The following is a 13,689-nucleotide window of genomic DNA, read 5'->3' as shown; positions in this document are numbered from 1 at the left end:
CACCCTTTCGGGGCATCGGGCATTTCGTGCGTCGGGTATTCGGTGGGGTAACGCCTTACGCGAGTGGGTGGTTGCCACAAGGGCCATTACAGGTGGCGTTGGATGACCTCGGGTGTCAGGGGGGTGGCACTGGTTTCGATGGTGTGGTGCTCTTCGGGGGTGACCAGGCCGAGGCGGCGCAGGATGGAGAGCGCGTGCCGGCGAGATCGCAGGGCCTCGCCCTGGTGGCCGGTGTCGCCGACGTCGTGCAGGGCGTGCCCGAGCCCCCACCTGATCTCGGCCTCGCGGTAGTCGCCGGCGTACCCCGCCTCCTGGTAGAGGTGCAGGGCTCGCCGGTAGTGCGCGGCCGCCTGCTGGGGCTGCCCCGCGAGCCGGTACGCCTCGGCGAGGTTGCCGATGGCGCTGACCAGGTCGGCCGTGGCGGCGGTCGTCCCGAGCAGGTCGACGGCGCGGACGCCCACGTCGATCGCCTCCGTGAAGCGTCCGAGCCGTTGGTAGGCCACACACAGATGGGTCAGGCGGGCGCACATGGACTCGGCGTCGCCGACGGCGCGGTCGAGGTAGAGGGCCCGCAGGTGGTGCTCGATGGCCTCGTCGAACCGGCCGGCGCCGCGGTAGGCGACGCCGAGCTGGTCGAGCAGGGACGCCTGGCGGCGGAGATTGCCCAGCTCCTCGTGCGCGGTCAGGGACTGCCGCAGGTGGCCGATCGCCTCGGCCCTTCTGCCCAGGCACAGCTCGCACCAGCCGAGGTCGCCGAGGGCGATGGCCTGATAGTGCGTGTCCCCGCTCTGCCGCGCGGCCTGCAGCGCCCAGGTGGCCAGCGTGAGCTGGCTGAGCCACAGCCCGTGGTTGAACAGCAACATCGCGAACACCACGGCCAGCGCCATCGCGAGGTCGGTCGAGCCGGTACGGACCATTTGCCCGACGGCGGCGACCACGTTGCCTTCCTCGTGTTCCACCCAGGCACGCATCTCCTCGGTGGTGTGCAGCGGGGTTCCCGGCTGGGCCAGGTACCGGGGTCCGATCTCGGTGCGCCAGAACGTGGCGTGCTTGTGTCTGCGCACCGAGGAACGGGCGGTGGCCAGGTAGTGGTGCAGCGCCCGTTCCACGGCGGCCGTCCGGTCCTGTTCGGCGTCTTCGTCGTCCGCCCGTTCCCGGGCGAACAGGCGGAGCAGGTCGTGCTGGCGGTAGCGGTCGGGGGCGTGATTGTCCACGAGCTGGGCGTCGGAGAGGCGGTCGAGCAGGCGTTGCGCACGCGTCTGCGGCAGGTCGGCCAGCGCGGCGGCGGCAGGCAGGCCGATGTCGTGGCCGTCGAGCAGGCTGAGCAGCCGGAACATCCGGGCCGCTGCGGGCCCGTCGGGATCGGTTTTCAGCTCCTGGTAGCTGGTGTGGAAGCTGGCGCGTACGGCCCGGTCGTCGGCGCGCAGCTCGTCCAGGCGATGTTGGGTCGTGGTCAGCCGGCCGGCCAGCAGGGAGACGGGCCAGGAGGGACGGGCGTTGAGTCGTGCCGCGGCCAGGCACAGGGCCAGCGGGTGGCCGCCGCAGAGCCGGACGAGGTCGGCGGCGGCGGCGCGCTCCGCCGTGATGCGCTGCTCGCCCGCCAGTCGCGTGAGCAGGTCCAGGGCGTCCCGGTCCGGCAGCACGTCCAGCGGCACCTGCAGCACGCCGTCGAACGAGGTCAGCATCCGGCGGCTGGTGACCAGCACCGCGCAGGTGGGGCTGCCGGGCAGCAGCGGCCGCACCTGGGCGGCGTCGCGGGCGTTGTCCAGGACCACGAGCAGCCGCTTGCCCTGTGTCATGGAACGGAAGCGGGCCGCGGCCTCCTCCAGGTCGGCGGGCACCCCGGAGCCGGGCAGGCCGAGCGAGCGCAGGAAGCGGCCGAGCACTTCGGCCGGGTCGAGCGGGGTGGTGTGCGGGCTGGCTCCGTGGAGGTCCACATAGAGCTGACCGTCGGGGTAGCGGCCCGCGAGGGCGTGCGCGGCGTGGATGGCCAGGGCGGACTTGCCGATGCCGGCGATGCCGCTGATCTGGCAGACGCGTACGTGCTCGGCCGCGTCCCTTCCGAGCAGATCACGCACGAGCGTCACCTCGGCCGATCGCCCGACGAAGGCGGCGAGGTCGGCCGGCAGCTCTCTGGGCAGCGGTGCCTGCGCCGATGCGGGCGGGTATCGGTCCGGCCGCGGTTGCCGCGCAGGGACGGCCGCGTCGCCCCCACGCCTGACCGCGACGGCGAGGGTCTCCCTGCGCCAGACGGCGAAGGCGGACGCGGCCGGGGGGTTGCCGCGCCGGTCCGCGGCGGCGGACGTGTCCCGGGGGCCTTCGACGGTCAGGAGGTGCTGGTGCAGGCGTTGCAGGTCGACTCCTGGCTCGATGCCCAGGTCGGTGACCAGCCGCTCGCGGGCCTCGCGGAAGATCCGCAGCGCGTCGGCCCGGCGTCCGTCCCGGTGCAACGCCGTCATCGTCAGCGCCACCAGCCGTTCCCGCAAGGGGTGTTCCTTGATCAGCACCGGCAGCTCGGCGAGGGGCCCGTACAGGTGGCCCAGACGCACGTCGATGGCGATGCGGTCCTCGAGGGCGGCCAGCCGCTCCTCCTCCAGCGACGCGCCGAACGTCTCCTGCAGCCAGGAGCCGGCCACACCGCCCAAGGGCGGCTCGTTCCACAACGTCAGCGCCTGCCTGAGCAGGTTGCCGGCGTCGAGGACGTCGTCCGCCACGTCCTCGGGCAGGCCGAGAAGGAGCGACGCGTCGTCGGCCGGCTCGCCCGCCCTGGCTCTGGCCTGCCGTACCAGGTGCCGGGCCAGATGAACGTCCACCCGTAACGGATCGAGCTTGAGACGGTAGCCGGGCGAAGACGTGGCCACCTCGACGTCCGGCACGTCACGCAGGACCCTCCGCAACCGCGACACGTATCCCTGCATCGCGTTGCGGGCCGACATCGGGACCTCCTGTCCCCATACCGCTGCCGCGAGCCGGTCGAAGTGCACGGTCCGGTTCACGTTCAGCAGCAGGATCGCCAGCACCGACCGCTGCTGCGCCGCGACCGGGCCCAGGGGCGCGTTGCCCGCCCACACTCCGACGGGTCCGAGCAGGCGGAACTCCGCCTCGCTCACCATTACCCCGCGCCCTCGGATCGCGTGACAAGAACCGGTCCGGGCGGGAAAGTGCTCGATGCCTGGTGGCGGCACATAGGTTCACCTGCCAATCAGTTCGGTGATGGTGTCGGGTTCGGCGGGAGGGCAGCCGTCCAGGACGAACGACATGGCGCGGGCGGGCAGCGTCGTCCAGTGGGCTGCCGGTGTCTTCCTCGCCCGCGAGCCGCCGGCGTGACCGTCATCGCCTTCCGGCCGGAAACCTCAAGCCGTTCCGAAAGTCGCAAGCATGCAGAAAAAACGTGGTGCCTCCCCCCCGAGATTCCCCGCCGAACCAGGACCCGCCGGCGGACGTCCGCGACGTCGGTGCCGATCAGTTCCTGTGGATTAGACTGATCAACCTTCGCGAACAGATCAAGTCAATTGACCGTCAAGTCACCATCACTTCCGGAGTGACCGCAGAGATTATGCGTAATCCTGACACGTCATCGCATTCCGGCCGACAGGGTCGGCTCGCCACCTTGGTGCGGACGCTTCGGGAGAAAGCCCTTCTGACACAGGAAGAGCTGGCGCAGCGGTCGGGCTTGAGCGTGGGCACGATTCGCGGCCTGGAGTCCGGCCGGATCCAGCGGCCGCGGATCGGGTCGGTACGAATGCTGGCGAACGCGCTCTCCGTCCCGGAATCCCAGCTCTCCGCTCTGGTCGGGGCCGCGAAGCCGGTCGGCAGCGGCCGGGCCAGGGCGGCTGCGAGCACGGCGGTGCCGGCACAGCTACCGGCGGCCGTCGCCGGCTTCACCGGCCGGGCGGAGGCGCTCGCGCTCCTGGACCGGACGCTTGCCCCCGAGACGTCGTTCCAGCTCGTGATCACCGGCACCGCGGGGGTCGGCAAGACGTCGCTGGCGGTGCACTGGGCGCATCGGGTCCGCGACCGATTCCCCGACGGACAGTTGTACGTGAACCTGCGCGGGTTCGACCCGAGCGGATCACCGGCCACCCCGGCCGAGGCGATCCGCGGATTTCTCGACGCACTACAGGTGTCCCCGCAGCGGATCCCCGGCACGGTCGACGCGCAGGCCGCTCTCTACCGCAGCCTGCTCGCCGATCGTCGCATGCTGGTGTTGCTGGACAACGCACGCGACGCCGAGCAGATTCGCCCGCTGCTCCCCGGCTCGCCCGGCAACGTCGTCATCGTGACGAGCCGTAACCAGCTCTCCAGCCTGGTCGCCACGGAAGGCGCTCACCTGCTGCCCCTGGACCTGTTGTCCGGCAGCGAGGCCAGGGAGCTGTTGACCCTGCGCCTGGGCGCGGAGCGAGCGGTCGCCGAACCCGCGGCGCTCGACGAGCTGGTCGCCAGGTGCGCCGGTCTGCCGCTGGCCCTGGCCGTCGTCGCCGCGCGTGCCGCCGTTCGTCGCGGTTCCTCCCTCGCCGACCTGGTCCGCCAACTGCGCGAGACGCGTGACCGACTGGACGCCTTCACCGGGGACGCCTCGATCACCGACGTCCGTGCGGTGTTCTCGTGGTCGTACAACACGCTCAGTCCTGCGGCGGCGCGGCTGTTCCGGCTGCTCGGGCTGCACCCGGGGCCCGAGTTCGAGGTCGCGGCGGTGGCCAGCCTCGCCGCGCTGCCACAGACGCAGGTGCGCGGGCTGCTCGCCGAACTCGCCCGCGTCCACCTGATCATGGAGCGCGCTCCGGGCAGGTACGTCTTCCACGACCTGCTGTCCGCCTACGCCGCCGAACTCGCCCAGTCCGCCGAACCGGCCGGCCAACGGAGTGCGGCCAGGCACCGCCTGTTCGACTACTATCTGCACACCGCCCACGCCGCCGCCCTGCTGGTGATGCCGAACCGCAGACCGTTGGATCCTCCTGCGCCCGTCCCAGGAGTCACCCCGGAACTCCTGGCGGACTACGTGGCGGCCATGACCTGGTTGACCACCGAATCCAGCCAGGTGCTCGCCGCGTTCAACCCGGCCGCTGACACCGGGTTCCCGCGCCACACCTGGCAGCTCGCCTGGACCTTGGACGACTTCCTCGACCGGCAGGGACGCTGGCCCGACCTGGCCGCCGCGCACAGTACCGGCCTGTCGGCGGCGACCCGGTCGGGCGACCGGGCCGGACGGGCCTACGCCCACAGAGGTCTCGCCCGTGCCTTCATCAAGCTGGGCCGCCTCGACGAGGCGAACTTCCACCTGGTCAGCGCCCTCGAGCACTTCACCGACCACGATGACCTCATCGGCCAGGCCGAGACCACCCGGACCCTCGCCTGGGTCCTGTGGTCGCTGGGCCACCGCCAGGAGGGAATCCGTCAGGCGGAGGCCACCCTCACCCTGTACGTACTGAGCGGATACCGGATCGGGCAGGCCCGCGCACTCAACAATCTCGGGTGGCTGCACGCCCAGCTCGGCGAGTACGACAAGGCCCGTACCCACTGCGAGCAGGCGCTGGCCCTGCAACGCGAGATCGGCGACCGGCGCGGCGAGGCCGCCACCTGGGACAGCCTCGGATACGTCCGCCGTCACCTCGGCCATCACCAAGAGGCGATCACCTGCTACGAGAACGCCGCCGCCCTGCTCGGGGACTTCGACGACCGCCACGAGCTGACCGACGCGCTGACGAACCTCGGCGACAGCCACCTCGCCGCCGGCCAGGCCGACGCGGCACGGGATGCCTGGAGACGAGCCCTGGACCTCCTCACCGACCTCGGCCATCCGGATGCCGACGGCGTACGCGCGAGAATCCAGCGTCTCGGCGGTGAGCCCGTGGACCGCTGATCGAGCCCCCAACGCCACCTCCCTTCGCGTGGGCACACGCTCTCACAGCGGTCTGAATCGACCCTGATCTGTCACTGAAACGCCGGCGACCATGGCTGGTTCCACGGGAGCACGCCCGGGTGTGGACGGGACAGGAACGCCGTTCTACGTTCCTCGATATGAGTCACATCACACGGAAGGGGCCTCGCCATGAAGGTGGCACTGCTCGATCACACCGGCTACGGCCGTGACGACTACTCCCGCCAAGCCTGGATCACCAGGATCAACCAGAACGTCACCGCTCAGCGCAACATCGCGACCTTCCACTTCGTGTCCCGGCCGGGACTGGACGGCGAGGCGCCCGAGCGCGCCCCCTTCATGCGCTCGGAGACCAGCACGGGCGTCGGGACGTACACGCTGGTCGGGGGCCGGGTCCAGCGAGAGTTACGCCTGAACCTCAGCCACTCCGAACACCAGTTCATCGAGGACACCACCTACGGCATCCGCTCGATGATGAGCGCTGGAACGTTCCCGAGCCAATACGTCGTGGACTGGGTCTACACCGAACGCCCTGCCTGCCCCGACGTCTGGTGGGGCGGGTCCAAGCGGTTCGACGGCTGCATGTCCGAGCTCCTGAAGATCGAACGCCTCCAGCGCAGCCGCCAGTGGGACAACCCCACGACCGACAAGTACGGGACTCGCACCGACCTCGAGATCACCGTCTACAGCAGCTTCGACGGCGCGGCCGACATCAAGAAGACCTCCGTGTTCAGCCCCATCTACCACGAGGCCCTCGACCGGCTCGTCGAGGAGCTGACCGACCTCTTCGAGCGGGCCTACGTGGCCGAGCCGGGTGACGACTACGACACCCAGATGTTCGACAGCTCCTCCGACCGGGCCAGGGAACTCGCCAAGAAGGAGCTGCCCGACTGGAACGACTACGTGCTGAAGAGCGGGGACGCCAGAGCCTTCCGCACGGAGCTACGCGAGTATTCGGCCGAAATCCTGCAGCGGGTGCGCGCCGACCTCAGACTCAAGTAGCCCGACGGTTCGTCAGGTGCGGGGGCGTTCGAGGTGCTGTCGGTACGCGTCCAGGACGAGGCCGTGGAAATGGTGGAGCGCGTGCTCCGACAGCCCGGACCCGTCAGGGTCGTAGACGATCTTGCCCTGGGTGAACGCGGGGGTGCGCATCCCGCGCTGCACGCTCTCCACCAGGGCGATGTCCTCCACCTGGAGAACCTGGTCGATGTAGCGGATGCTGTCCAGCTCGGCCTCGTTGGGCTGGGCGGTCTCCAGGTAGAAGTCCCAGATCTCGCGGGTGCGTTCCGGGCCGTCGGGGATGATCTGCAGCACCATGAAGTTTCCGCGGCCGGGGTAGCGCAGCAGGCAGGTGTTGGGCCACAGCCACCAGACCGCGTGCTCGGTGACCGTCGCGCCCGACACGTCGTAGGCGGAGTTGTCCGTCCTGCCCGCCTGGGCCATGTGGCTGGAGTAGATCCCGTACGTGGTGACCTGGTAGGTGCTCATGTCGACCAGGGACACGAAGTCCTTGTGCGCCACGTGGCAGTGGTAGCACTCCAGGAAGTTGTCGACGACGTTCTTCCAGTTGGAGGCGATGTCGTAGGTGAGGCGGCGGGCGAGGGTGAGCTTGGAGACGTCCGGTGCCCGCGCCTCGATCTCCGCCTCCAGTCCCCCGGCCTGCTCCGACAGAGGGGGCGCGTCCGGGGCGAGGTTGACGTAGACCATGCCGCCGAACTCGGTGACCTGGATCTGGTCCAGGCAGACGGTGGAGGGGTCGAAGCCGGGCATGCCGCCGGTGTTGCGCGCTCGTCTCAACCGGCCGGTCAGGTCGAAGTTCCAGGCGTGGTACGGGCACACGATGCTGCGCCTGACCCCGGAACCGGACAGCAGCTCGTGCGCCCGGTGCTTGCACACGTTGTAGAACGCCCGCAGCGCGCCTGACTCGTCCCGGACGGCGACGATCGGCATCCCGGCCACCGTGCCCGTCACGTAGCCGCCCGCCTCCCGCAGCTTCTCCACGTGACACAGCCACTGCCAGGTACGAGCGAAGATCGCCCGCTGGTCGACGTCGAACCACTTCGGATCCGTGTAGGCGTCGGCGTGCAGCGACATCGACAGTGCGGGATCGGGGTCGTATCCGGCGGAGATGTGATCGATGGCGGGGATCGGATCGGGTGTCACCGTACCTCCGATGCGGGCACCGGGCGGATGCGTGCCCTGGGCGGGTGTGTGGAGCGATTCGGCGTTGCCCCATCGAGGCTAATGATCCTTTTGGTGGGGATTCAAGGCCCCCTCGTCCGGGGTGGGTTCATCGGCCGATGGAGCGGAGGTAGGCGCTGAGGTCTTCCGCGCCCTTGACGTTGCGTGGGCCGCTGACCGCCTCCCCGTACGACATGACCAGGTAACGGTCCTCCCGCACCGCCGGCACGGACCTCATCTGCGGCAGCGACTCCAGGTAGGCGATCTTCTCCTTGGCGGGCCGGTCGGCGTAGTCGATGATCACGATGACGTCGGGTCCGGCCTCGACCACGGGCTCCCACCCGACCGTGGTCCAGCCCTTGTCCAGCCCGGCGAAGATGTTCGTGCCGCCCGCCGCGGCGATGAGGTCGTTCGGGGCGGCGTGGCGTCCGGCGGTGTAGGGCTGGTCGGTGCCTGAGTCGTAGACGAACACCTTGGCGGGGGTGCCGCCGCTGGGCCAGGTCCGCTTCAGCGCGGCGATGCGCGCCTCCAACTCGGTGACGAGTTGCTCGGCCCGCGGCTCGACGCCGAAGATCCGGCCCAGGTTCCGCAGGTCGGTGTAGAGCGCCTCCAGCGGCGGCACGTCCAGGCCCTTGTCCCCGTAGCCCCAGCAGGTCTCGGTGTGCAGGTAGCTGGCGATGCCGACCTGCTGGAGCAGGGCCGGGGTGATGCCGCGTTCCTCGCTGAAGCCGGCGTTCCAGCCGGCCAGCACCCAGTCCGCCTTGGCGGCGACGACGAGTTCGCGGGTGATGCGTTCGTTGCCGAGGCGTTCGACCTTGGTGTAGGCGTCCTTCCAGGGGGATCCGGCGATGGAGGGGTCGCCGAGGGTGTTCATGACGTAGCCGCGCATGCGGTCGGCCAGGCCCAGGGCGAACATCTTCTCGGCGCCGCCGACGTCGTAGGCGACCGGGCGGCTCGGGCGGGTGTAGGTGACGTCCTGGCCGCAGTTGGAGATGGTGACGGTCGTCGGCGCGCCGGTGGCGGCCGGTCGCACGGTGGCGCCGCAGCCGGTCGCCAGCAGGGCGGGCAGGACGAGCAGGGGCGGCAGGAGGAACGGTTTGACGCGGATCATGAGCGGGTTCCCTCATCGAGGTCGTAGAGAAGTTGGCGGGCGCCGGTGCGTGGGTGCTCCACGACCGTCACCTCGACGCCGAAGACGTCGCGGATCAGCTCCGGGGTGAGGACCTCGGCCGGGGTTCCTGTGGCGACGAGTCGTCCGGCGCGCAGCACGGCGATGCGGTCGCAGACGGCGGCGGCGAGGTTGAGGTCGTGCAGCGCGGCGAGCACGGTCAGGCCGCAGCCGCGCAGGAAGGACAGCAGGGCGATCTGGTGGCGTACGTCCAGGTGGTTGGTGGGCTCGTCCAGGACCAGCACGCGCGGCTCCTGGACCAGGGCGCGGGCGACGAGCACGCGCTGCCGTTCCCCGCCCGACAGCGTCAGCACGCTGCGGTCGGCCAGGTGGGCGACGTCCATCCGCCGCATGGCCGCGCGGCACAGCTCGCGCTCGCGGGCGTCCAGCGGCCGGTTGCCGCGCACGTGGGGGGCGCGGCCGAGGCCGACCACCTCCGCGACCGTGAAGTCCAGCTCGGCATGGGCGTCCTGGGTGAGCGCGGCGATGGAGCGGGCGCTCTCGCGCAGTTTGAGCGAGGTCAGGTCGGTGCCCTCCAGCAGCACCGCGCCGGAGGTCGGCCGCAGCGCGCGGTAGACGCAGCGCAGCGCGGTGGACTTGCCCAGGTACGAGTTTTGACACATCTTCCGGGTAGAATTGTAGGTGAAAGCCCAGGTCAGAGAGGATGTAACAGGATGGCACGCAAGATCCAGAACTCCGCCGATCTCGCTCCGGAAGAGCAAGCGTTCATCACGTCCATCCGGGAAGCGATGCGCGACGGCGCACCGATGACCATCAATGGCATTCCCGGTCGATGGGATGCGCGCGGCGAGGTCTGGACAGCGGATGTTCGCCCTGTTGGGGCAGCGCTGTTGTTGGTTCGGATCTCCGACGCGGATCCGGGCGACATCTTCGGTGTGGCCCGTCAGGTCCAGGACACCATCAGGCACGCGGGCCGCATGGGGTGGCCGGTGGGCATGATCCTGGTCGAGAACGACACGAGTGCTTTCAAGCGCCGCAAGATCGAGCTACCCAACGGGGAGACACAGCTCCGTACGGTTCGGCCGAAGTTCCGGCGTGCGCTGGAACTGCTCAGCAAGGGCACCTACCGGCGTTTCATGACCTACCATCTGGACCGCACCGTTCGTGACCCGCGTGACCTCGAAGACCTCATTGACGTGGTCGAGGGTTCACGGCCGCGTATCGTCGTCGCCTCCTGCACTGGCAGCCTTCGCATGGCCAATGACAGCGACATCACATCCGCCCGCATCCATTGCGCCATAGCGAACCAGGCTTCCCGCGACACGGCCCGGCGAGTCTCCCGCAAGCGCCGGGAGAAGGCCGAGGAAGGGCGGTTCGGTGGTGGGCGTCGCGCCTTCGGATTCGAGCCCGACGGGATCACGCACCGTCCCAGCGAGGCCGAGCACATTGCTCACTACACGGAGGTTGCCTTGACCGGCGTCTTCATGAAGGAAGTGGCCCGCGACATGCGACGCGCCGGTGTGGTCACCACGACCGGTAGGCCGTTCTCCGCTGCGGAGGCACGGGCCATGCTCCTACGCCCGCGTAACGCGGGTCTGGCCGTCCACCGGCCGGAGCGTGATCACGCCGAGTACATCGAGGGCGAGGAGGGCGAGGAGAGCCAGCAGGAGACGGCCCGCCCCCTCCACTACACCCCGGATGACGTGGTGGGCACCTTGCCCGGCGACCCGATCGTGGACCCCGACGACTATTGGGCGTTGGTACACAAGCTGACCGACCCCAACCGCCGCACCAACCATGTGGGCACTGTCCCGGTCCTGCTCGGTTCGGGCATCTATGACTGCCCGTGTGGTGACAAGCTGCGTTCGCAGAACAAGCGCCGCAAGATCAAGGACCGCAAGAGCGGGGAAGTCCTCCGCATCGACGAAGAGCGCCACTACCGGTGCGGCGGGGAGGGGTCGGGACACGTCACGATCGCCGCCGCAGAACTAGACCGGTTGGTGATCGCCACGATTCATGAGCGGATCGAACTCTCAGACCCTGCCGAGATCATCGGTTCCGCGCCCGGCAAGACCATCGACGTGCCCGCGTTGCGCGCCGAGATCGCCAAGCACGAACAACGGTTGATCGAGATTGGCGAGGAGTACGAGGCCGACGAGATCACCAAGGCGCAGATGAAGAGCCGGACCGCCATACGGCGCAAGAAGCTCGACGATGCCAAGGCCGCACTTGACGGCGCGCTGGAGAACACCAACCCGGTTACGAAGCTGATCGGGGTCGAGAACATCGCGCAGGCATGGGAAGAGCTGGGCCTAGGTGAACAGCGGGAGATCTGCCGCCGCATGGTGACCGTGGCGGTCCTGCCGATCGGGCGCGGCAAAAGGAGCGTGCCCGTCCGTGATCGCGTCCGCATCGACACCGACCGGCCCCCGACCGGCCAGCCCACGAAGAACGTGACCCCGCAAGCCGCCTGACCCGCACACACCGATACCCCCGGGAAGATCACCCCCCGGGGTATCGGCAACACCGGCCCTACCGGTGACGGTTACCGAAGACCAGCGCCAGGTAACCCCTCTCCTCCTCCGACAGCGGACCAAGCGCCGCCGCCGTCCGCCGTGCCCACTCACGATCCTCCGCCGACAAAGGATCAGCAGCAGCCGAAGCCCCCGCAGGTGAAGACACCTCCACGACATCCCGGGCGCGCTGGTCGGCCCGCCGCGACCCCGCCGCCCCACCGCCGTCCCCCGAACCATGATCGACTGGAGGAGTACCCTGCCCCGCACTCTCCCGGCCCCGCCCACCCGCCCCAGGCTCCGACGTGGCTGGCCGCCGCAACGTCTCACCCACCTCCTCGGGGCAAGCAGAAGCGGAGCCTTCGGCGCTGTCCTTCCCGGTGCGACCCTCACCATCCGGAGACCCCGCCGACCCGCAAGCCGGGCGCACGCGAACCGCCGCCTCCTCCACCTCGAACAGCGGCAGTTGAACCATCTCCCGCGTCACCGCCTCACCTCTCCCTCGTATCGCCCCCGCCGTCCCCTCCGTTCCGGCCGTCTGTGCTGGCCCGCTTCAGCGCCCGCCGGAGCTGTTGCCGCTCCTCCATCAGCCCCGCCAGCCGCACCTTCAGCTCAGGCACGGCCGGGTCTGAGCTGGAAGCCATCCGCCACACCAGCCGATCCGCTTGCCGCTCCTCCTCCAGCCCCAGGGCCGCAGCCACCCAGGCCCGCCGCTCCGCCGCGTACTCACCCAGCGTCTTGCCCGACCACCGACGCGACACCAGCACCCGCCGACCCCCGTAACCGAGATGTTCCGCCCGATGCGCCTTGCCCCGGCACAAGCCCGGCACCAGCCCCGCCTTCGCCCCCTTCGGCTGCACCCCGTACCGCAGCCAGTTCGCACACCCCGGCGCACACGGCTCGAACCGCAGCGCCTCCAGCAGCCGCCCCACATGCCACCGCCGCGCCGACCCCGCGTCACCGCCCGCCAGGGCTCCGCCACTGACCGACTTGATGAGGTACTTCACCAGGTAGCCCATGCACTCATCCGCATCAGCCGTGCCCCCGAGCACCCCTTGCATATCGACCTGAGTCCCGAACCGCGCCACATGCAACGGCACCGCCCGAGCATCATCCGCGAGCCGATCCAGCGCCTCATCCCACGACGACAGAACCTCCCCGGTGACCGGATCGACATAGCCCGCCCCGCTGCACCAGACCGGCAACCGATCGCCCTCGAACCGCACCCGATCGGCCGCAGGCCACCACACCTGGTGATACGTGGCCGCCACCACCTGACGCACCTCCGCCCGCGCCAGCGTCCCCCGCACCGCCATGTGCAGATGCGGCGCAAGCCGCTTCTGAAACTCCACCACCGCGAAATACTGGAGGCTGTAGCCCGCTACCCGGCGAAGATTCTGCACGAACCGATCCACCAGCCGCGAGAAATGCACCGCATCACGCGCCGCCCGCACATAGTCATAGCGGCCCGCATCAACCGGCAGCCCGTCACGCACCCGCCCATACGAAGGCAGCGTCAGCGTCACGAACATCGACGGCCGATACACCCTGCCGCCCACACCCACGAACGTCCGCCCCAGCGTGCCCCCACGCCCGTCCCGCCTGGGCAGCTTCGGCGCATCCTGCCGCCGCCGCGTCGAACGCACCCGCCGCACACCGCCCCCGGCCTGCGCATCGTCACCCTCCACGCAGCGGCCGGCCGATTCCTTGATCAACTTCTTTCTTGTCGCCGGTTCCCTCACCGGCTCGACGTCCAGATGCCACCCCTCCTGGCACTGCACGATCCGAGCCAGCCGGGCACGCCGCGCACACGGCCCGCACGTGGCCTCCAGCCGAGCCCCGCACGCCACGTTCACGATCCTGCGCTCACCCGTCACCGTATCCGCCACCCACATGGGAATGGGCCGCACACACACGCCCGCCTGTTCCGCCAGCGCCCGAACCACATCCAAAGACGGGAGCCGCGCACCCGCCACAGCACGCGGCAC

8 protein-coding genes are annotated in these 13,689 nt (G+C 69.8%); 3 read left to right on the top strand and 5 right to left on the bottom strand.

Features of this window, described 5'->3' with window-relative positions; genetic code table 11:
• Positions 1 to 86: 86 nt before the first annotated feature.
• On the bottom strand, positions 87 to 3,113 hold the full coding sequence (locus ACZ6S0_RS38315) for an AfsR/SARP family transcriptional regulator (RefSeq protein WP_465924228.1): 3,027 nt from the start codon (positions 3,111 to 3,113) through the stop codon (positions 87 to 89).
• Positions 3,114 to 3,556: 443 nt separating this feature from the next.
• Here ACZ6S0_RS38315 and ACZ6S0_RS38310 point away from each other — a divergent pair, with 443 nt between their 5' ends.
• Positions 3,557 to 5,860, top strand: a complete 2,304-nt coding sequence (locus tag ACZ6S0_RS38310) for an ATP-binding protein (RefSeq protein WP_465924287.1) — start codon at positions 3,557 to 3,559, stop codon at positions 5,858 to 5,860.
• Between the two features lie 189 nt (positions 5,861 to 6,049).
• Complete coding sequence (locus ACZ6S0_RS38305) at positions 6,050 to 6,880, top strand: hypothetical protein (protein ID WP_465924227.1); 831 nt, start codon at positions 6,050 to 6,052, stop codon at positions 6,878 to 6,880.
• Positions 6,881 to 6,892: 12 nt separating this feature from the next.
• Here the strand turns inward: ACZ6S0_RS38305 and ACZ6S0_RS38300 are convergent, their stop codons facing one another.
• The 3 genes from ACZ6S0_RS38300 to ACZ6S0_RS38290 form a co-directional block, all read right to left on the bottom strand.
• On the bottom strand, positions 6,893 to 8,041 hold the full coding sequence (locus ACZ6S0_RS38300) for an aromatic ring-hydroxylating oxygenase subunit alpha (RefSeq protein WP_465924226.1): 1,149 nt from the start codon (positions 8,039 to 8,041) through the stop codon (positions 6,893 to 6,895).
• Positions 8,042 to 8,168: 127 nt separating this feature from the next.
• Positions 8,169 to 9,170, bottom strand: a complete 1,002-nt coding sequence (locus tag ACZ6S0_RS38295; RefSeq protein WP_465924225.1) for an ABC transporter substrate-binding protein — start codon at positions 9,168 to 9,170, stop codon at positions 8,169 to 8,171.
• Positions 9,167 to 9,850: an ABC transporter ATP-binding protein gene (locus tag ACZ6S0_RS38290; RefSeq protein ID WP_465924224.1), complete on the bottom strand. Its 684-nt coding sequence runs from the start codon at positions 9,848 to 9,850 to the stop codon at positions 9,167 to 9,169. Before ACZ6S0_RS38290 ends, ACZ6S0_RS38295 begins: the two co-directional genes overlap by 4 nt.
• A 51-nt stretch (positions 9,851 to 9,901) precedes the next feature.
• On the opposite strand from ACZ6S0_RS38290, the gene ACZ6S0_RS38285 reads away from it, so the two are divergent.
• On the top strand, positions 9,902 to 11,662 hold the full coding sequence (locus ACZ6S0_RS38285) for a recombinase family protein (RefSeq protein WP_465924223.1): 1,761 nt from the start codon (positions 9,902 to 9,904) through the stop codon (positions 11,660 to 11,662).
• 530 nt (positions 11,663 to 12,192) lie between these two features.
• Here ACZ6S0_RS38285 and ACZ6S0_RS38280 read toward each other — a convergent pair.
• Entirely contained in the window at positions 12,193 to 13,689 is a 1,497-nt protein-coding gene (locus tag ACZ6S0_RS38280) for a replication initiator (RefSeq protein ID WP_465924222.1), read from the bottom strand.

The sequence above is a fragment of the Nonomuraea sp. NPDC051298 genome (assembly GCF_055586305.1).
This window is presented reverse-complemented; position numbering and strand designations above follow the sequence as displayed.

Excerpts from the sequence above, each read along its gene's own strand:
- ACZ6S0_RS38285 (WP_465924223.1), top strand. The coding sequence starts at position 9,902 with ATGGCACGCAAGATCCAGAACTCCGCCGATCTCGCTCCGGAAGAGCAA.
- ACZ6S0_RS38315 (WP_465924228.1), bottom strand. The coding sequence starts at position 3,113 with ATGGTGAGCGAGGCGGAGTTCCGCCTGCTCGGACCCGTCGGAGTGTGG.
- ACZ6S0_RS38290 (WP_465924224.1), bottom strand. The coding sequence starts at position 9,850 with ATGTGTCAAAACTCGTACCTGGGCAAGTCCACCGCGCTGCGCTGCGTC.
- ACZ6S0_RS38295 (WP_465924225.1), bottom strand. The coding sequence starts at position 9,170 with ATGATCCGCGTCAAACCGTTCCTCCTGCCGCCCCTGCTCGTCCTGCCC.
- ACZ6S0_RS38305 (WP_465924227.1), top strand. The coding sequence starts at position 6,050 with ATGAAGGTGGCACTGCTCGATCACACCGGCTACGGCCGTGACGACTAC.
- ACZ6S0_RS38310 (WP_465924287.1), top strand. The coding sequence starts at position 3,557 with ATGCGTAATCCTGACACGTCATCGCATTCCGGCCGACAGGGTCGGCTC.